This window comes from Acutalibacter sp. 1XD8-33 (assembly GCF_003612555.1).
Lineage (GTDB): Bacteria > Bacillota > Clostridia > Oscillospirales > Acutalibacteraceae > Acutalibacter.
Genome location: NZ_RAZF01000013.1, coordinates 72,738 through 90,736, shown reverse-complemented (window position 1 = coordinate 90,736; position 17,999 = coordinate 72,738). Strand labels below are relative to the sequence as shown.

The 17,999-nt window shown below is 59.2% G+C and carries 17 protein-coding genes; 5 read left to right on the top strand and 12 right to left on the bottom strand.

Annotated features, from left to right (window positions below):
• Positions 1–59 precede the first annotated feature (59 nt).
• Both D7X94_RS10250 and D7X94_RS10245 read left to right on the top strand, forming a co-directional pair.
• Entirely contained in the window at positions 60–2,777 is a 2,718-nt protein-coding gene (locus D7X94_RS10250; protein WP_199715066.1) for a YfhO family protein, read from the top strand.
• Positions 2,774–3,745, top strand: coding sequence for a glycosyltransferase family 2 protein (locus tag D7X94_RS10245; protein WP_120427620.1), 972 nt, complete (start codon positions 2,774–2,776; stop codon positions 3,743–3,745). Before D7X94_RS10250 ends, D7X94_RS10245 begins: the two co-directional genes overlap by 4 nt.
• Positions 3,746–3,820: 75 nt before the next feature.
• On the opposite strand, the gene D7X94_RS10240 is transcribed toward D7X94_RS10245, so the two are convergent.
• Entirely contained in the window at positions 3,821–4,426 is a 606-nt protein-coding gene (locus D7X94_RS10240; RefSeq protein WP_120427619.1) for an RICIN domain-containing protein, read from the bottom strand.
• Between the two features lie 361 nt (positions 4,427–4,787).
• On the opposite strand from D7X94_RS10240, the gene D7X94_RS10235 reads away from it, so the two are divergent.
• From D7X94_RS10235 to D7X94_RS10225, 3 genes are all read left to right on the top strand, one after another.
• Positions 4,788–7,232 (top strand): cation-translocating P-type ATPase, encoded by a 2,445-nt coding sequence (locus D7X94_RS10235; RefSeq protein ID WP_243111257.1) that lies wholly within the window; start codon positions 4,788–4,790, stop codon positions 7,230–7,232.
• A gap of 500 nt (positions 7,233–7,732) precedes the next feature.
• Positions 7,733–8,071 carry a hypothetical protein gene (locus D7X94_RS10230; protein WP_120427618.1) on the top strand — a complete coding sequence of 113 codons (339 nt, stop codon included), beginning with the start codon at positions 7,733–7,735 and terminating at the stop codon, positions 8,069–8,071.
• Positions 8,068–9,273, top strand: a complete 1,206-nt coding sequence (locus D7X94_RS10225) for an MFS transporter (RefSeq protein ID WP_158590991.1) — start codon at positions 8,068–8,070, stop codon at positions 9,271–9,273. Before D7X94_RS10230 ends, D7X94_RS10225 begins: the two co-directional genes overlap by 4 nt.
• 22 nt (positions 9,274–9,295) lie before the next feature.
• On the opposite strand, the gene gluQRS is transcribed toward D7X94_RS10225, so the two are convergent.
• The 11 genes from gluQRS to D7X94_RS10175 all read right to left on the bottom strand — a co-directional run bounded on the left by gluQRS (position 9,296) and on the right by D7X94_RS10175 (position 17,990).
• Positions 9,296–10,261 (bottom strand): tRNA glutamyl-Q(34) synthetase GluQRS, encoded by a 966-nt coding sequence (gene gluQRS, locus D7X94_RS10220; protein ID WP_243111256.1) that lies wholly within the window; start codon positions 10,259–10,261, stop codon positions 9,296–9,298.
• Complete coding sequence (locus D7X94_RS10215) at positions 10,233–11,519, bottom strand: competence/damage-inducible protein A (protein ID WP_120427616.1); 1,287 nt, start codon at positions 11,517–11,519, stop codon at positions 10,233–10,235. Before D7X94_RS10215 ends, gluQRS begins: the two co-directional genes overlap by 29 nt.
• A 5-nt stretch (positions 11,520–11,524) precedes the next feature.
• On the bottom strand, positions 11,525–12,190 hold the full coding sequence (locus tag D7X94_RS10210; RefSeq protein ID WP_120427615.1) for an HAD family hydrolase: 666 nt from the start codon (positions 12,188–12,190) through the stop codon (positions 11,525–11,527).
• A 78-nt stretch (positions 12,191–12,268) separates the two neighbouring features.
• Positions 12,269–13,024, bottom strand: coding sequence for a CPBP family glutamic-type intramembrane protease (locus tag D7X94_RS10205; RefSeq protein ID WP_199715064.1), 756 nt, complete (start codon positions 13,022–13,024; stop codon positions 12,269–12,271).
• Positions 13,025–13,038: 14 nt separating this feature from the next.
• Complete coding sequence (locus tag D7X94_RS10200; protein WP_120427614.1) at positions 13,039–13,743, bottom strand: alpha/beta fold hydrolase; 705 nt, start codon at positions 13,741–13,743, stop codon at positions 13,039–13,041.
• 5 nt (positions 13,744–13,748) lie between these two features.
• The gene (locus D7X94_RS10195) at positions 13,749–14,618 is read right to left on the bottom strand and encodes a GNAT family N-acetyltransferase (protein ID WP_158590990.1); all 870 of its coding nucleotides are present in this window, start codon (positions 14,616–14,618) and stop codon (positions 13,749–13,751) included.
• An 84-nt stretch (positions 14,619–14,702) separates the two neighbouring features.
• Positions 14,703–15,314, bottom strand: a complete 612-nt coding sequence (locus D7X94_RS10190; protein WP_120427612.1) for a helix-turn-helix domain-containing protein — start codon at positions 15,312–15,314, stop codon at positions 14,703–14,705.
• A 167-nt stretch (positions 15,315–15,481) separates the two neighbouring features.
• Complete coding sequence (locus D7X94_RS10185; RefSeq protein ID WP_243111255.1) at positions 15,482–15,808, bottom strand: cupin domain-containing protein; 327 nt, start codon at positions 15,806–15,808, stop codon at positions 15,482–15,484.
• Between the two features lie 22 nt (positions 15,809–15,830).
• Positions 15,831–17,006 carry a tRNA uracil 4-sulfurtransferase ThiI gene (gene thiI / locus D7X94_RS10180; RefSeq protein ID WP_120427611.1) on the bottom strand — a complete coding sequence of 392 codons (1,176 nt, stop codon included), beginning with the start codon at positions 17,004–17,006 and terminating at the stop codon, positions 15,831–15,833.
• A gap of 66 nt (positions 17,007–17,072) precedes the next feature.
• Positions 17,073–17,213, bottom strand: a complete 141-nt coding sequence (locus D7X94_RS18465) for a hypothetical protein (RefSeq protein ID WP_158590989.1) — start codon at positions 17,211–17,213, stop codon at positions 17,073–17,075.
• A 33-nt stretch (positions 17,214–17,246) separates the two neighbouring features.
• The gene (locus D7X94_RS10175) at positions 17,247–17,990 is read right to left on the bottom strand and encodes an HAD family hydrolase (protein ID WP_120427610.1); all 744 of its coding nucleotides are present in this window, start codon (positions 17,988–17,990) and stop codon (positions 17,247–17,249) included.
• Positions 17,991–17,999: the final 9 nt, after the last annotated feature.

Below are 17,999 nucleotides of genomic sequence, written 5' to 3'. Positions count from 1 at the left end.
TCAGTTCGGGATTTCACATCGAGGGCCCCCTTCGGGCGGGCTTCTCCGGAGGTGTCTGGATGACAGCGAAAAAACAGATAAAATTGTCCTTCCGGGACAATTACTTTCTAAAATCCTTTGCCCTGGGCCTGGGGCTTTCCTTTCTTGTATTCCTGCCTTTCATCCTGGTGGATGGCGGGCGGTTCCTGTTTTACGGGGATTTCAATGTACAGCAGGTGCCGTTTTACCGCTTGGCCCATGACGCCATCCGCTCTGGGCGCTGGGGCTGGAACCATCTGACCGATCTGGGGGCCAACTTCATCGGCTCCTACTCTTTCTATCTGCTGGGAAGTCCCTTTTTCTGGCTTACCATCCCTTTCCCCTCGGAATGGCTGCAATTTTTAATGGGCCCCCTGCTCATTCTGAAATTCGCCTGTGCCAGCTTTACTGGCTATGTATACCTGCACCGATACACAAAATCTCCGGACACCGCCCTGATCGGCGCAGTGCTCTATGCTTTTTCCGGGTTTTCCATTTATAATATCTTTTTTAACCATTTCCATGAGGCCATTATCTTCTTCCCTCTGCTCCTGGCCGCCATAGACGAATACATCGCCAACCGTCGCCGGGGAATCTTTGCTCTCGCGGTGTTTGCCTGCTGTTTCGTGAACTACTACTTCTTTGTGGGCCAGGTAACCTTTGCCCTGATCTATTTCTTCCTGCGGCTTTTCTGCGGGAGCTTTCGGATCTCCTTCAAGGATTTTCTGCTTCTCGCCCTGGAGGCCCTCATTGGGGTGGGACTTTCCTATCTGCTGCTGGCGCCTTCCGTGCTGGCCGTACTCCAGAACAACCGGGTGGATAATATGGTAAACGGCTGGAACGCTGTCCTCTATAACCGAAACCAGCGCTACCTGCACATCCTCCAGTGCCTGTTCTTCCCGCCGGACCTGCCTGCCCGGCCCAATTTCACCCCGGATTCCGAATCCAAATGGTCCTCTCTGGGTGCGTGGCTTCCCCTGTTCGGCATGACCGGCGTGGTGGGCTGGCTTCAGCTGCGGCGGAAGCACTGGCTGAAAAAAATGCTCTGGATTCTGTTCGCCATGGCCATGGTTCCTTTCCTCAACTCCTCCTTCCAGATGCTGAACGCCTCCTATTATGCCCGGTGGTTCTACATGCTCACCCTGATGATGTCCCTGGCCACCATTCTCGCCCTAGAAAATGAGCGGGTGGACTGGCGGCGCTCTGTGACCTGGTGCGTGACGATCACCACAGCCATGGCCGCAGTAATCGGCTTCATGCCCTATAAGGAGATGGTGGAGGAAGAAGAGGTGTGGAGCTTCGGCCTGATGGAGTATCCCACCCGATTCTGGTCCTACACGGCCATTGCTCTGATCAGTCTGGGGCTGGTGGTGTACCTGTTTCTGTTCTGCCGCAGAAGCCGCCGGGTGTTCAAGCGGGCCGTTATGTGGTGCCTCTGCTCGGTATCGGTGGTTTATGCCATCTTCTTTATCTCTCTGGGCAAGACTCAGTCGGACTATACCTGGAAGAGCATCATCCCCTATCAGCTGAACGGCGGGGTCAATGTGCCCCTGACAGATTTGCAGGAATGCCGGTCAGATTTCTATGAATCCATGGACAACGCCGCCATGTTCTGGCAGATTCCCTCCATCCAGGCCTTTCACAGCATTGTGCCTGGGTCTGTGATGGATTTCTATGATTCCATCGGGGTGCAGCGGGATGTGGGGTCCCGGCCCAAAACCAGCCATTATGCCATTCGGGGGTTGCTCTCGGTCCACTGGCTCTTTGACGACGACCGGGACACGGACTTCTTTGCCGGCCAGGATTCCAGCGAACCCCTTATGCCAGGCTGGGCCTACTACGGCAATGCCAATGGCTACGACATTTGGGAAAACGAGGCCTACATTCCCATGGGCTTCACCTATGAGTATTATTTGCCCCGCAGCGAATATGAAGATCTGTCCAAAGGCAGCGACACCTCCGCAGGCTCCCGAGAGCTGAGTATGCTCCGGGCCGTGGTGGTAGAGGACGGGGATCTCTTCAAAATGGAGGGCCTGTTGGAGCATCTGCCAGAGGACGACCGGCACTTTAACGAGGACGGGTACTTCAGGGACTGCGAGGCTCGGGCCCAGGGGGCCTGCAAGAGCTTCGCCTATACCCGGGAGGGCTTCTCGGCGGAGATAGACGCCCCTGGGGACAGGCTGGTGTTTTTCAGCGTGCCCTATGAGCCTGGATGGCGCGCGGAGGTCAACGGCCAGCCCGCCGAGATCTTCCGGGTTAACGTGGGCTTTATGGCGGTGGCCGTGCCGGCGGGGGACAGCGTGCGGATTGACTTTACCTATGCCACCCCTGGCCTGGGAACCGGCGTTCTTATCAGCTTAAGCTCCCTTATGGCGTTGGTGGGCTATCTGGTGCTGGCAAAACGGCTGGAAAAGCCCGCGCCCCAGGGGCCCAAGCCTCCCCGGCTGATGCGGGCGGGAAAATTCGCCGCTTACGCCAAACAGCGCAGGGCCAGCTTCCGGATGCCTCAGCCCCTGCGGCCCAAGGGCGGCCAGCTTCCGGCCCCGCTGGCCCCGGAGGAGCCGGAAAGCCCCGGCGCACCGGCGGCGGATGCCGCCCCCAAAGAAAAAAGCCGGAAGGCCCCGCCGCCCCAGAGGCTGCAGCCCAGGCCCTGGCCCCAGAAATCTCCCCAAGCGCCGGAAGAGCCGGAGAAGATGGAGGAGCCGCCCGCCCCGGGCCCGGAGCCCGGCACATCTGAAATCAAGGAGGAATCAAAATGAACCCTGGAAATCCCACTGTATATTTGGTAATCCCCTGTTATAACGAGGAGGAAGCTCTGCCGGAAACCGTCCGGCGGCTGACGGACAAGCTCCATGCTATGGAGGCTGCGGGCCTTGCCAACGAAAAGAGCCGGATGCTTCTGGTAGACGACGGCAGCAAGGACGGCACCTGGGAGCTGATCTCCCGGCTGAACCAGGACAATCCCTATGTGGAAGGGGTAAAGCTGGCCCACAACCGGGGCCACCAGAACGCCCTGCTCTGCGGGCTGATGACGGCCATGGAGAGCTGTGACTGCGCCATCAGCCTGGATGCGGATTTGCAAGACGATGTGGACGCCCTGGACCAGTTCGTGGCGAAGTATAAGGAGGGCTGCGACGTGGTGTACGGCGTGCGGAACAAGCGGGACACAGACACCTGGTTCAAGCGCACCACTGCCGAAGGCTTTTATAAAGTAATGAAGCTCCTGGGCGTGGACGTGGTATTCAACCACGCGGACTACCGGTTGATGAGCCGCCGGGCCCTGGAGGGGCTCTCCGAATACAGGGAAGTGAATCTTTTCCTGCGGGGCATGGTGCCCCTCATCGGCTACCGCAGCGACTATGTCTATTACGACCGCCACGAACGCATCGCAGGGGAGTCCAAGTACCCCCTGAAGAAGATGATTGCCCTGGCGTTGGACGGCATCTCCAGCTTCAGCGTGAAGCCCCTGAAGCTCATCTCCAACTTCGGCATCATCGTTTCCGTCCTCAGCGTGTTTGGACTGCTCTACGCTCTGATCTCCTATTTTGCGGGCTGGGCGGTGTCCGGCTGGACGGCTATCGTGTGCTCCATCTGGCTTCTGGGCGGGCTACAAATGCTGTGCCTGGGGGTTGTGGGGGGCTATATCGGCAAGATCTACAGCGAAGTAAAGGCCCGACCCCGGTACCGGGTGGAGGAGCACCTGACGAAAGAGAAAAAGCAGGGCTGACGAGCTATCGGCGGCGGGAATTTTTTTCGAGAAAGACAAAAAGCGCGGGGCAAATCCTCCGCGCTTTTCTAATTTTTATTGATTCTCTCCACTCTTAGCCTTCCGACCCCGTTTCGCGGGAGCCTTGGCCTTTGGGGCGGTTTTTACGACAGTTTCCGTAGCGGCAGGCTTCCGGCTGGTCTTTTTCGGGGCGGGCTTCTCCTCTGGGACCTCCTCTTTCTGAGAGACCTCGCCCTGGACGGCCTTGGCTTCCGGAGCAACCAGCTTCCACTGCTGGCCTATACCCTCCACATCATCCCAAAGCTGGGCGGGCGCGCCGTCGTCCTCCCGCATGTCCACAATATCCAACACCTTGCCAGACTGTATGTTCAGCAGCTTTTTATAGGTAGGCGTCACCTTCACAAACTGCCACAGCTGGCTGTCTCCGCCAACATCCTCCCAGGTCTGCGCCCATGTGCCGGCCTCTGTGCCGCCGTGCATCACGTCCAGCACTTTGCCGCTGGCTTTGTTGAACAGCTTGATTCCATCGCCAGCCTTTACCTGCGTCCACAGCTGGACATCTGCGCCGGTGGGCTCTGCCTGCTCTACTACCTGGCCGTTGTCCAGTCCGGTGCTCTGCAGAACTTTGCCCGTTCTGCGGTTCATAATCATCATTGCCTCCAGCTTCTCCTTCGCTGCCATACTACATACTCTTCCTTTCGGTCGCAAATTGCGGTATTGTTTGTTTTGAAATTTCGTTTTCTTAGTGTATTATACCGATTTTGAGATGCGTTGTCAAATCAAAATGCGGAGGAGAAGCTCCCGTTTTTTCCCGAAACACCGGGCTTTTCCGGGGTTTCTTGGAGTTTACCCCCAGATTTTTAGGGATAATTGGCAGTTCTTTCCAAAATCGCCCCGTGAAATTCGGCAAAAAATAATTCACAATTTTTCCTGCCAATGCTCTTGGAAACAAAGTCTTTTAGGTGTATACTTAGATGAAACAGTGCTGCCTGACAGAAGCAGAATCCTACACCCATCCCTGGAGAGAGGAGTCGCCGTGCCAATGAGAAAACAACATGCCCCAGCTACCCAGCAGACCAAGGTGGCTGTCCAAAGATTTTATCCCGATCCCAGCGAAGGGCTTCTGCCCCAGCAGGTGGAGCAACGCATGGCCCAAGGCCTGCACAACGGGGATTCGGGAATTAAGAGCAAAACCGAAGGGCAGATTATCCGTGAGAATGTGCTCACCTTCTTTAACCTGTTGAACTTTGCCTTAGCTTTGGCTGTCATCCTGGTGGGCTCCCCCCGCAGTGCCCTGTTTATGGGGGTGATCTTCTCCAACATCGTCATTGGCTCCTTCCAGGGCATCCGGGCCAAGCGCACCATCGACAAGCTCTCTCTGATTTCCTCCCCCAAAGCCACGGTTCTTCGGGACGGGAAACAGTTCACCATCCAGGTGGAGGATGTGGTCTTGGACGATATCCTGGTGTTCTCCTCCGGCAATCAGATCTGCGCCGACGCCACTGTGGTAGGGGGAGAATGTGAGGTAAACGAATCTCTGCTCACCGGCGAGGCGGACCCGATTTTGAAACAGCCGGGAGATCCTTTGCTTTCAGGGAGTTTCCTGGTAAGCGGCACATGCACCGCCCAGGTAGAGCATGTGGGCGCGGAAAGCTATGCCAACCAGATCGCCGGAAACGCCAGCTATGTAAAAAAGCGGAATTCCGAGATCATGAATTCCATCGACTTTATTGTAAAGATTATTGGCTTCGCCATTCTGCCCATTGGCGGACTGCTGTTTTGGAAGCAGTACTTTGTTTTGGAAAACACCTTCCAAAGTAGCGTGGAGAGCACTGTCGCCGCTATGGTAGGCATGATTCCGGAGGGGCTGGTGCTGCTGATCAGTCTGGCCTTTGCGGTGAGCGTGATCAAGCTCTCCGCCCGAAAAACTTTGGTCCAGGACATGTACTGTGTGGAAACCCTGGCCCGGGTGGATACCCTCTGTCTGGACAAAACCGGCACCATCACAGAGGGGAGCATGCAGGTAGACGGGCTGAAGCCTTTCGCCGGATTCACAGAGGAAAATATGCGGGAGGCCCTTACCGCCCTGGTGAACTCCCTGCCGGACAACAACCCCACTTTCCTTGCCCTGAAGGATTTCCTGCCCCAGAGCACCGCCTGGAAGGCCGGGGAAATCGTGCCCTTCTCCTCCGCCCGAAAATGGAGCGGGGCTTTTTTCCCTGGCAGAGGCTGCTATGTGATGGGCGCGGGAGAATTCATCCTGGGACAGAGGTTCTCCTCCATCAAGGCCCTGGCAGAACAATATTCCCAGAACGGCCAGCGGGTGCTGCTGCTGTGCAAATCCCCAGAGCCCTTCGCAGACAAGGATCTGCCCGGAGGCCTGCAAAGCATGGGCCTGGTGCTCATCAGCGACAAGATCCGCAAGGAGGCCCCCAGCACCCTGCGGTATTTCGCGGATCAGGGGGTTGATCTGAAGGTAATCTCCGGAGACAACGCGGTAACCGTGGCGAATATCGCCCGGAAGGCCGGGCTGGACAACGCCGATAAATATGTGGACGCCACCACTCTGCGCACGGACGAGGACATCCGCCGGGCAGTGAAGGAGTACGCGGTATTCGGCCGGGTCACGCCCCAGCAAAAGCTGGCCTTTGTGAAGGCCTTGCGGGAGGACGGCCACACCGTAGCCATGACTGGGGATGGTGTCAACGACGTGCTGGCCCTAAAGGAGGCCGACTGCTCCATCGCCATGGCCTCGGGCAGCGACGCGGCCCGCACGGTCTCCAATCTTGTACTGCTGGATTCCAACTTCGCCTCCATGCCCTTGGTGGTCCAGGAGGGGCGGCGGTCCATCAACAATCTCCAGCGGTCCAGCTCGCTGTTTCTGGTAAAGACAATTTTTTCCGCGCTGATCGGGGTGCTGTTCATCTTTATCAATTATCCCTACCCCTTTGTGCCCATCCAGCAGACCCTCATCAGTTCCCTGACAATCGGTGTGCCCTCGTTTATTCTGGCTCTAGAGCCCAACAACGATCGTCTGCGAGGAAAATTCATCAGCAATGTGATCCGAATGTGCATCCCGGCCTCCCTGACCATGACCGCTAACATCGTGGCCCTCTGCGCCCTGGCGGAACCCCTGGCCCTGGCGGCGGAGGAAGTCTCTACCATGGCGGTAATCATGACGGCTATGACCGGATTCTTCATGCTGTTTAAGGTAAGCGCGCCCTTCAACACCCTGCGAGGGCTGCTGTTTTCCGGACTGCTCTCGGCGTTCCTGCTGGCGTTCCTGTTCTTCGGATGGTTCTTCTCGCTGGTAAGCGTAACCCTGCCCATGCTCATCGCCCTGATGCCGTTACTGCTGTTCGCCATTGTGTTCATGCTGGCGGCGCTCCATCTGGTGGACCATGTGATCGCCAATTCCCAGAGCCCAGTGTATCCCGTGAAGCTCCGGCAGAGGATGCGGCGGCGAAAGAGCGGCCGGCATGCGTGAAAACAAGACTTTTGGAAGCGCTTTTTTGAGTATTGGAAGGCCTCCGGCGACTGAGAGTTGGTTAGACTTCGTCTTACAAACTCTGCTCCCGTCCCCCGCAACCTTTGAGAAAGGTAAGACTTCGTAAAACGAAGTCTACGAAACTTTTACCCTGGTTAGCTTTGAATGCTAAAGTTAACCACATTGCGCGGTCAAGCGGCGGAGAAAATCGCCAGTGGCGAAGAGTTCATGCAGGCATGAACTCTTGCTCTGACCCGACCGAACCGGCAGGTGAGACAGGCCCCTGGCCAGTTGAGAGCATCCGCACCCAGCTTGGCAGAGTTTTACGAAGCAAAACAGAAAGATAAACCGAGCCGCGCGAGTGTTCATCTTTCTGAAACTACCGCGAAACCCTGCCAGATCATTTCGCCTCGCTTGGCGCGGTGTGCCGGAGGCCACTCCGTATTACTCTATAAACTCCGTATCACTCTACAAATCATTTTACATAAGGAGAGAATCCTATGGACCATCAATTTCATGTGATTTTCACTCTGGCGGTGTGCGTTCTGGCGTGGCTTTTTGCCCTTCTGCACGGGATCGCCGCCGGAAGCCAGCTATACAAAAAGACCGGTTCCGCCCCTGCCCTGCTGATGCTGGGAGGCTCTCTGGGGGTGCTGGCCGCCGGAATCGACTGCCTGGTGGGCGGCGGCCTGGACTGGCTTTTGATGCTCTTGGGCGGGACCATCGTCTGCACTGCCGCCCTGTGCAACGGAAAGCGGGCGGGAAACCTCCACCTGTCCCATCACCTGATCCGCCTGGGCCTTGTGCTGGCCCTGGCATGCGCCATGGCCTGGGTATGAGAGCCGGTTCCATACTCTCCCGATACAGGGACAGCTATATAAGCTATATCTTTCTCTATACCGGCTATTATCTGGCCTTTGCCTCCTATAGCTCCGTGCTCTCCGTGTATCTTTCCGGCATTGGCATGACAGACCGGGAGATGTCCCTGATTCTTTCCGCTGCCGGGATCTTCTCCTTTTTCATTGCCCCTGTAACAGGCTATCTCAATGACAGGGCCCGGAACCCCAAGGCCGTCCCCGCGGCGCTGCTGGTGAGCGTAGGAGGTTTGGGTCTGGTTTTTTCCGCCTGCCGGGGGCTCTGGACCCTGTTTCTCCTGAACGGCGTCACCATGGCGTTTATCAACAGCATTACTCCCGTGTGCGAGCGGGTGGCCGGCAGCGGCAAGTATCGCTATGGCGTGCTGCGGGTGTGGGGGACTTTGGGTTATGCCGCCGGGGCCCAGGGGGCGGGCCTGGTTTTGGAATGGCTCCCCCCCGGCGCCCTTTTTCTATTGGTGGCCGGGGCTTGCGGCCTCTGCCTTTTGGGGCTTTGGGGCGTTGTGATTCAGCCCGCCATGGCCGGGGCCCCTGCCCAGGAAAGGGGCCTCCCCATAAAAAAGAAGGCCGGAGGCAGGCTCTTGCTGGGATCCCTTCTGGGGAATCCCCCGTTCCTGCTGTTTCTCCTGGCGGCCTTCCTCTTTGCCGGCTGCTCCGGCGTGAACATCAACTATTCCCCTGTGCTTTTGGGAAGCCTGGGAATTCCCGCCGTTTCTGTGGGCACGGTTCTCTTTCTCAGCACCCTGACGGAGATTCCCCTGATCCTCTTCTCCCATAAATTCATGGACAGGCTATCGGGCAGGCTCCTCGCCGCCATCTGCTTTCTGCTGGCGGTCGGGCAATACCTGGCCTATGGGTTGGCCTCTTCTCCCTGGACCGTGGTAGGCGTGATGGTACTGGTAAAAGCCGTGGCCTCCTCCCTATACATGATGCTCTCTCTGAAGATGGTCCGGGCTCTGGCGCCCAAGGAGCTCACCACCACGGGCCTGTCCGTGGTGGCCTCCGTGAACAATCTGGCTGGAATCCTCCTGCAGAATCTAGGCGGCTGGACAGCGGAGGCCTTTGGTATACAGGCGATGTACCTCTGTATGGCAGGGCTCTGTTTGACCGGGCTGGTCCTTGCCGCCTTTCTCCGGGTTCAGAACGAACAGCGGGTTTTCAGCTGAGGACCGCGCCCTCCCGGGGACCTTAGCCCAGGAACCCCTCCGGCAGAAGAATGTCCTCCTTCGGCACCTTCTCCCAGGAGAAGCCTTTCACCAGCTCTCCCGCTCTCACCGGCTCAGGGCGGTCCAGCTGCCCGGCCAAGCAGGCCAGCCTTCCGGTAATCTCCTCCGGGGAAAAGCGCTCCCCCAGGGCATCCAGGCTTACGTCCCCGTCCCGCTTGGAGAGCCGGCGGCCGTCAGAGGCCAGCAGCAGGGGGATATGGGCAAATTCCGGCGGGTCAATCCCCCATAACCGGTAAAGCTGCAGCTGCCTGGGCGTGGAGCTCAGCAGGTCCCGGCCCCGGACTACCTCCGTCACCCCCATGGCGCCATCGTCCGCCGCCACGGCCAGCTGGTAGGCGAACACGCCATCCGACCGCCGGAGGATGAAATCCCCGCACTCCCGGGGCAGATCCTGTTCCATATATCCATAGTGCCGGTCCGTAAAACTCTCCATTCCATAGACAGCCAGCCGCAGGGCCGGGGAACGCCTGCGCTCCAGCTCCGCGATCCTGGCCTCGTCCAGGCCCCGGCACTTTCCGGAATAGATATAATCGCCGTCAGCGACGTGGGGGGCGTTGGCCGGGTTGGCCGCCCCGTGGAGCTCCGCCCTGCTGCAGAAGCATTTGTATACCACGCCCAGGCTTTGCAGCTCTTTCAGGCGTTCCTGGTAGTACTCCCCCCGCTCTGACTGCCAATAGGGGCCCTCGTCCCAGTCAAGGCCCAAAAGCTCCAGATCCCGCATAATCTGTTCCCCATAGGCCCGGCTCGTGCGCTGGGTGTCTAGATCCTCCATGCGCAGGATGATCCGCCCGCCCTGGGCCCTGGCCGACAGCCACGCCAAGAGGCAGCTGAACAGATTTCCCAGATGCATCCGCCCGCTGGGAGTGGGGGCGAAGCGTCCTACCACTTTCCCCATGCCCTCACCCCCGGCGGGTCTTGTCTCCCTCATATTCGTGCTCCTCCACCACCGGCAGGCCTGTGAGATACCGTCGGACCATGTCCAATGCCTGGGAAGCTGCGCAGTGCCGGTGCCAGGCCCGGCTCTTGGTGCGGCCGATAGGTGCCCGCTTCATGACCCATGTCTCCTCCCCGTCGCTGAGGGCAATATAGATGAGGCCTACCGGCTTTTCCGGGGTGCCCCCCTCCGGCCCGGCAATTCCAGTGATCCCTACGCCCAGACTGCTGCCGCTGGCCTGCACAATCCCCTCTGCCATGGCTCGGGCAGTTTCGGGACTCACCGCGCCATGGGTCTCCAGGACCTCAGGGGGCACACCCAAAAGCCGCTCCTTCGCCTCGTTGGCATAAGTGACCACACCCATATGGAACACTGCGGAGGAACCGGAGACATCCGTAATCCGCTTGCTGAGCAGGCCGCCGGTGCAGCTCTCGGCCGTGGCCAGGGTCTTGCCCTGTTCCCGGAGCAGCATCACCACCAGCTCTTCCAGACTCTCCACGTCCACGCTGTATACAAAATTTCCCAGCCGCCTTTTGATCTCATCAATGAGAGGCCGGCACAGCCGGTCCGCCTCCTCCGTGGTTTCGGCCTTGGCGGTCACCCGCAGGTAGCACTCGCCCTCGTTGGCGTAGGGGGCCAGGGTAGGGTTCCGGCCGTCCATCAGGTCATCCATCATCTGGGCAACCGGAGCCTCTCCCCTGCCATAGATATGAACGTTATGGGAGACAATGGTGCACTCCTGGGCCTTTGCCAGATAGGGCACGGCATAGTTGTGGAGCATGGGCGCCAGCTCGCTGGGCGGGCCGGGAAGCATGATGATCGTGCAGCCATTCTCCGCTTGGAAGGCACAGCCCGGGGCGGTACCGTTGTCGTTTTGGAGTACGGCGCAGCCCTCCGGAAGCCAGGCCTGCTTTGCCTGGTTTTCGCTGACATGCTTCTCGTTAAAGTAATTCTGAATCCGTTCCAGGCTGGGCTGGTGCAAAAACAGCCTTTTCCCGGCGGCAGCGGCGGTGGTCTCCTTGGTCAGGTCGTCGGCAGTGGGGCCTAAGCCTCCTGTCATAATCAACAGGTTGCTGCGGCCAATGGCCGTCTCCACCGCCTCTTTTAGACGCTGGGGGTTATCCCCCACCACACAGGTGTGCAGCAGGTCAATGCCCAGCCCGGACAGGGCCTTGGCCACAATGGCCGTGTCGGAGTTGACCACCGCGCCCAAAAGCAGCTCGGTGCCAACGGAAATAATTTCTGCGTTCATCGCAATCACCTTTCCTGTAGATATTTAATACCATCCAATAACGTGCGAATGCTCACCGTATCTTCCGGCACATCCCGCCCGGCTCGATTGAGCCAGAGCGCCGGTATCCCCGCCTGCGCCGCCCCTTTCACGTCACTGGAGAGGGAGTCCCCGATGTGGACGGCCTCCTCCGGCTTTAGCCCAGTGCTCTCCAGCGCCAGCCGGAATAGCTCCTGCCGGGGTTTATAGGCCCGCACGTCCTCAGAGGTGAACACCCCGGCGGGCGTCAGCCCGTGACAGTCCAGCGCCGCCTGGATATCCTGAGAATCTATATTTGACAGGATGTATATGGGGACCGGGCAGCGTTCAAAGAACGGCTTCGTATCCTCAAAAATTTCCGGTCTCCTCCAATGCGCGAACATGCGTCCGCTCAGCTCCCCGGCGTCCGCGGCGGAGCCGAAGCGCCGGATGGTATCCTCCAGCGACCTGAGCTCCAGCGCCCGCTGGGTCTCGAAGCGCGCCCCATGGGCGGCCCCGCACATCTCCTGGAACCTGCTCCACCAGAACCGCCCGATCTCGGCCGCGCTCCCGGCATTGCCGGCGTCCGCGATCATCTCCGTGATCTCCCGGATTACCGCGCCGTCCTCGTGGACCACCGTGCCGTAGAAGTCCAGAAAAAGCGCCTTTGTCACAGAACCCCCTCCCTTTCGCTAAAATGTCTACGGGATTTTCGGCCATAGCCAGCACGGCCCCGCTCCTGGGAGCAAGCTCTAAATGAACAGAGCCCAGATCAGCTTCCAGACAATATGCGCCCCCATATGGGACAGCATGGCGTATTGAATTCCATACTTCCGATAGAGATGCCCGAAGCAGAGCCCGCCAACGCTGTTCAATAAAAAGCACCGGAACAGCAAAAGCGGCGTAATTGCCCCAAACATTGTGATGGTGGAGGGGAGATGCCCCGCCGCGAACAGAAGCGCCGACAGCACATTGGCAGAAATCAATACGCCTGTGGGAACTTCCTCCTTTTTCCGGAAGAACAGCTTCCACAGGGCAAAGGCGGTCAAGGACATCACAAAGAGCCGCATCATGACCTCTTCGATCACGCCGCCGTACGTAATGGAGGCAATCCAGGTGCTGACGGACGGCTTGTTTCCATAGAGCTCCCCAATCTGCGGAATCAGTTTCCCGAATATCCAGCTGTCCGAGCTCAGCAGCACGCCCAGAACCAATGTGAGTGCCGCCGTGAGAATTACGGCTCTCTTTTCAAACCGGATCGGCCTCATCAGACCGATCTTATCTGAAAGAAGATAGCCGAAAAAGCCGAAAACGGCTGCGTATAACACCGTCTGCACGGTTCCCATGAGATACAGCGTCTGGGGGCTTGCAATCTGCCCCAGAATCTCCGCTTTTGCCTCTGGGGTATACCCCTCCCAGGCATATATGCTTGTAAAGAAGCCTCCTATGACCGCGAAGGGGAGAAGCCCCAGCACGAACAGAAGAGGTTTCTTTGCTTTTTTCAACATCCTTTTTTCTCCTTTCACTCGTCCGCCGTCATGTTCTGGATTTTTTCCAGGAACTCCTCCACCGCGCGGTTGAAGGCCTCCGGCCGCTTTCCGGCGATGAAATGGTCCCCCGGAAGGATCGCCAGCTTCGCGCCAGGGATGCTCCCCGCGATCTCCTCGGTGTGAGCCCGCTTCACCATGTCCCGGGTTCCGGCAATAACTATTGTGGGGACCCGGACGGCCCCCAGCGCCTGGGGGCTGATATTGGGCTCGTGGACCATCAGGCCCAGAATCTCCCCATTGCGCCGGGCTTCCGGGGATTTGCCCCCGAAGCGACGGGCGATCCGGTAGCCCAGCTCGATGGGGATCTGCACATGCCTCTTGATCCCGCCGGGGTTCAGGTTGCCGCCGTTGAGAATGAGGGCTTTCAGCCGCCCCGGATACCGGAGGGCGAATTTCATGGCGATGTTCGCCCCGTCGGAAAAGCCCAGGAGGATGGGGGCCTCGATGCCCAGTTCGTCCAAAAGCCCCTTCAGGTCCGCCGCAAACTGGCCCATGGTAAAGGGCGCGATCCCCCGGGGAGACTTCCCGTGCCCCCGGGTGTCCACGGCGATCACCCGGTACCGCCGGGAAAAGTATTCTATCTGATGCCGGAAGTACCCGCCGTCCTCGCCGTTTCCGTGGAGGAGGACCATCGGCTCCCCCGCCCCCCTCTCTTGATAGTATAGCCGGATGTCCATGGGCGTCACTTCTTCCAGTAGGTCCAGGGGATCCCCGGCCCGTAGCCGATTTTTTTGTAGAAGGGGTTCCCCCCGCCGGTCATGTGGGTGGCCCCCAGGGGCTTCATCCGCCGGCAGAGCTCCGAAAGCGCCGCCGCAGCCAGCCCCCTATGCCGGTACTCCGGTACGGTGCACAGGGGCTCCAGATAGGCCAGCTGATTTTCCGGCGTCCACCACATGCCTCCGTAGCACACGTAGTCCCCGGCCTCGTTCATCACGGCGATATGGTGCTCCGGGGTGGCGTGGGGGGCGTTCATCAGAGCGTGGCCGTGCTCGAATTCCCCGTTCCAGGGGCCCTCCTCGGCCTCGTGGTCGAAGCCTTTCCAGCAGCACTCCACCGCCTTGGCCACGTCCACCCCGCCCGGCTCCGTGAACCGGAAGCCCTCCGGCAGGGGGTAGCAAAGGGGGCTCCCCAAGTCGCAGACGTAGCTCTCGTAGCCGCCGCACTGGGTGTAGCCGGCCGCTTTCGCCGCCTCCAGCACCGCCGCCTGCCCCGCAAAAATGACCAGCCGCCGGGCTCCGTCCCCCTGGGGCATATGCGTCCCCCCATACTCCACCATCTCGGGGGCAAGGTCCTCGTAGCCGGGGCGCAGGCTGAAATACACGTCCGTGGCCGGGGCCTCATAGAAGCAGAACCCCACGATTGTCTCCCCGTCCAGCCACATGCGGCACCGGTGCAAATAGGACTTGTCCATCCAGTCGGACGCCACGGCGTATTCCCAGAAGGGCGCGGCCACGCCGTTGCGCCAGTCCCTCTCGTAGATCTCCACCATGAACCGGTAGACGGCCATGTGGTCCCGCAAAATGCTGAACTGTCTGGTTGTGATCTCTTTCATAAATACCTCCTGCAAAGCACGGCAAGGCCGCACAGAGAGTCCCCCCATGCGGCTGCCGCTCTGTTTTCTTCCGTTTTCTCCGGATTACTTGGTTTTGGTCATCACCTTTTTGCAGTACTTTTTCGCACCGCACTGGGGGCAGCGCAGCCGACGCTTCGTAATGGTGTGGGCGCCCATCACATAGTCCCACATACCAGGCACAAAGCGCTCGCCGCACACCGGGCACTCAAAGGCCCCGGCATCATGGTCCAGCACGCAGGCAACGGCAATGCCCAGAACAATCTCCACCGCGCCAACGCCAACAAGCACCACCCGCAGCCAGACCGCCATCTCCAACATTCCTGAGATGACAATCAGGGGAATGGCCGCCAGCAACATCATCACTGCCACCAGCGCGGACAGAATGATCTTCTTTTTGCTCTCTTGGGCCTCTCTGATTAAATCCACCATATTTTCCTCCGCTTTCTTTCGATAGTTTTCTGTGGAAACCCGTTCTCCGGCCAGGAGCTCGTTGACGGAGACGTCCAGCTGGCCGCACAGGGGCAGCAACAGGGAGACGTCCGGGAAGCCGTTGCCGCACTCCCACTTGGACACCGTCTTGTCACTGATCCCCAGGGCCTCCGCCAGCCGCCGCTGGGTAAAGCCCTTTCGCTTGCGCTCCTCCGCGATGAACCGGCCGGTCTTGATCTGATCCATGGCTCCCTCCTTTCCGCCATTCTCACAGGCACAGGGAAAAGGGCCGGGCTCTTTTCCCCTGTGCTGTCTGCATTGTACCCCCTGGCCGGAGGTTTTTCCACACACGGAGCGTAGAATATGGTGGATTTTTGCGGATTCTACGCCGCGTAGACAGCCGGAATTCCGGCTTACCGGCCCGGCTCCTCCTGCTTCACCGAGATTTTGACCACTTTGGCCGTCTCCTCCTCCCGGTTCCAGATGGAGTGGGGTGTCATTCCGTCCACATAAAACATCTCGTCCTTCTTCACGGTATGGGACCGCTCCCCCAGCAGGACCTCCACCTGTCCCTCGGCTACAATAAAGATATGGTCCTCCGGGTGGGTGTGGTTTCCCTCCGGTCCGCCGCCGTCCTTCTCAATATAGGCCAGAGCGCCCCACTGGATGGCGCCCATATGGTCAAAGAGCTTTTTTGCCAGAAAATTCCTGTGCCCCTCCGGCGTGATGAATCCTTCCATACCCGTTTCCTCCTTACAAAAATCAATAGGCGCTGATCTGGGTGGTCCACAGGCTCCCCAGGGCCTCCTCCAGCAGGGCCTCCCCGTCGATGGCGGCCTCCCCCCGCTCCACCATCTCCAGGGTGGGCTTGGTCCGGGGGTGCTTTGGGGTGAAGATGGTGCAGCAGTCCTCGTAGGGCTCGATGGAGATGTCGTAGGTGTCGATGTGCCGAGCGGTCCGGACGATCTCCGCCTTATCGCTGCCGATCAAGGGCCGGAACACCGGCATTTCCGCCACGGCGTCCGTGCAGGCGATGGCCTGGAGGGTCTGGCTGGCCACCTGGCCAAGGCTTTCCCCGGTAATCAGGCATTGACAGCCCTCCTCTCGGGCGACCCGCTCCGCCGCCCGCAGCATGTACCGGCGGAGAATTACCGTGCTCAGCTCTTCCGGGCAATGGTCCCGGATCTCCTCCTGGAGATGGGTGAGCTCCACGGTCACCAGCTTGATCCGCCCGGCGTACTTGCTCACCTTTCGCAGCAGCCGCACCACCTTGTCGTGGGCCAGCTCGCTGGTATAGGGGGGGCTGGCAAAATGGACGGCGGTGAGCTCCAGGCCCCGCTTCGCCATGGTCCAGGCGGCCACAGGGCTGTCCAGTCCTCCACTGATAAGTACCATCCCCTTGCCCCCAGTACCCACGGGGATTCCTCCCGCTCCGGGCTTTGCGTCCGCGTGGACAAAGGCATTTTCCTCCCGCACCTCCACCCAGACAGTGACGTCGGGATGATGCACGTCCACCCGCAGATGAGGGAATCGCTCCAGCACGTAGGCTCCGACCTCCATGGCAATCTCCGGGGATTTATAGGGAAATTTCTTATCGCTACGCTTGCATTCCACCTTAAAACTTAGAGCGTCCTCCAACTCTTCTCTGAGATACTCCACCGCCTTTTCCTGGATGTGGAGAAGGTCCTTTTTTGTGGCCCCAGCCCGGGTGTAGCCTACCGCGCCAAAGACCTTGGCGCAGCGCTCCTCCGCCAGATCCATATCGGCCAGCTCGTCCAGGGGCTCCACATAGATGGTGGACTGCCGGGACGTCACGGAGAACTCTCCCGCGTCTCCCAGCCGCCGCTTGATGTTCTTCATCATGACTTCCTCAAAACTCCGGCGATTCAACCCCTTCAGGGCGATCTCTCCCAGCTTCAGCAAAATAACCTCTCTCATATTGTTCACCCAGCCTTATCATGATCTTATACTTTCTGAGAGACAAGTGGCTACGCACACGATCTCTCAAAAAGCATACTTTTCTAGAGTGATACGGTGTGACCTCCGAACGCACAGGGTCTCGTCTGCCGACTCGGTCAGGTCAGAACGATTGCCACTGGCAATCTTCCCCGCGTTCTCCGGCAGGACCGTGGAGCTCCGCTCCACACCACGCCACCTTTAAAAAGGTGGACGAAATTTTTACCCTGGATAGTTTTGACCGGTCCGATTGGTCAGGGGTCTGAGGATCCCCCCCTGCCGCTCCACAAAATTCACCAGCCCCCGCAGGTTGCTGATGGTGAAGGGGTCCTCCGGATGGATTCCCTGCCGGTCCAAAAGAAAAGAGGCGAATCCCAGCTTCCGGGCGCCCTCCGCCTCGGGGGGATAGTCGTCCACATAGATGCTCTCCTCCGCCGTGACGCCCTGGGCCTCCAGGGCCGCGCGGAAAATCGCCGGGTCCGGCTTTTCGGCCCCCACCAGAGAGCTGGCCGTGAAGCTGGTAAAATACCGGTGCAGCCCGCAGGCCTCCAGGGTCATCTCCAGGGAGGGCGTAGAGTCGCTGATCACTCCCATTTTGTAGCCCTTTCCCCGAAAATATTCCAGCACCTCCACCGTCTCCGGGTAGGGGTGCTTTTTCAGATACCAGAGCTTTTCCACCAGCATGTCCGCCCGCTCTGCGGTTTTCTCCGTGATGCCCATGTCCTCGAACACATAGAGATACCACTGGCGGAAGAAGTCCATCTCCTGGTCCACGGTTTTGTAGGGCGCGAAGGGGAATCCCCCCCGCTCCACCTTTTCAAAGAATTTCATGAAATAGTCGTAGGAGCTGTCAAATTTCCTTCCGCTCCATTGCTCCAGGTGTTCATCCCGGAAGCGCGTCCACTCCGGATCCCCCCGGACCAGCGTGCCGTCCCGGTCAAAAAACACCGCTTTGTATCTTCCCATTCCGCCGCT

Bases quoted from the DNA above. Each gene is read 5' to 3' on its own strand.
- D7X94_RS10250 (WP_199715066.1), top strand. From the start codon at position 60: ATGACAGCGAAAAAACAGATAAAATTGTCCTTCCGGGACAATTACTTT.
- D7X94_RS10245 (WP_120427620.1), top strand. From the start codon at position 2,774: ATGAACCCTGGAAATCCCACTGTATATTTGGTAATCCCCTGTTATAAC.
- D7X94_RS10240 (WP_120427619.1), bottom strand. From the start codon at position 4,426: ATGGCAGCGAAGGAGAAGCTGGAGGCAATGATGATTATGAACCGCAGA.
- D7X94_RS10235 (WP_243111257.1), top strand. From the start codon at position 4,788: ATGAGAAAACAACATGCCCCAGCTACCCAGCAGACCAAGGTGGCTGTC.
- D7X94_RS10230 (WP_120427618.1), top strand. From the start codon at position 7,733: ATGGACCATCAATTTCATGTGATTTTCACTCTGGCGGTGTGCGTTCTG.
- D7X94_RS10225 (WP_158590991.1), top strand. From the start codon at position 8,068: ATGAGAGCCGGTTCCATACTCTCCCGATACAGGGACAGCTATATAAGC.
- gluQRS (WP_243111256.1), bottom strand. From the start codon at position 10,261: ATGAGGGAGACAAGACCCGCCGGGGGTGAGGGCATGGGGAAAGTGGTA.
- D7X94_RS10215 (WP_120427616.1), bottom strand. From the start codon at position 11,519: ATGAACGCAGAAATTATTTCCGTTGGCACCGAGCTGCTTTTGGGCGCG.
- D7X94_RS10205 (WP_199715064.1), bottom strand. From the start codon at position 13,024: ATGTTGAAAAAAGCAAAGAAACCTCTTCTGTTCGTGCTGGGGCTTCTC.
- D7X94_RS10200 (WP_120427614.1), bottom strand. From the start codon at position 13,743: ATGGACATCCGGCTATACTATCAAGAGAGGGGGGCGGGGGAGCCGATG.
- D7X94_RS10195 (WP_158590990.1), bottom strand. From the start codon at position 14,618: ATGAAAGAGATCACAACCAGACAGTTCAGCATTTTGCGGGACCACATG.
- D7X94_RS10190 (WP_120427612.1), bottom strand. From the start codon at position 15,314: ATGGATCAGATCAAGACCGGCCGGTTCATCGCGGAGGAGCGCAAGCGA.
- D7X94_RS10185 (WP_243111255.1), bottom strand. From the start codon at position 15,808: ATGGAAGGATTCATCACGCCGGAGGGGCACAGGAATTTTCTGGCAAAA.
- thiI (WP_120427611.1), bottom strand. From the start codon at position 17,006: ATGAGAGAGGTTATTTTGCTGAAGCTGGGAGAGATCGCCCTGAAGGGG.
- D7X94_RS10175 (WP_120427610.1), bottom strand. From the start codon at position 17,990: ATGGGAAGATACAAAGCGGTGTTTTTTGACCGGGACGGCACGCTGGTC.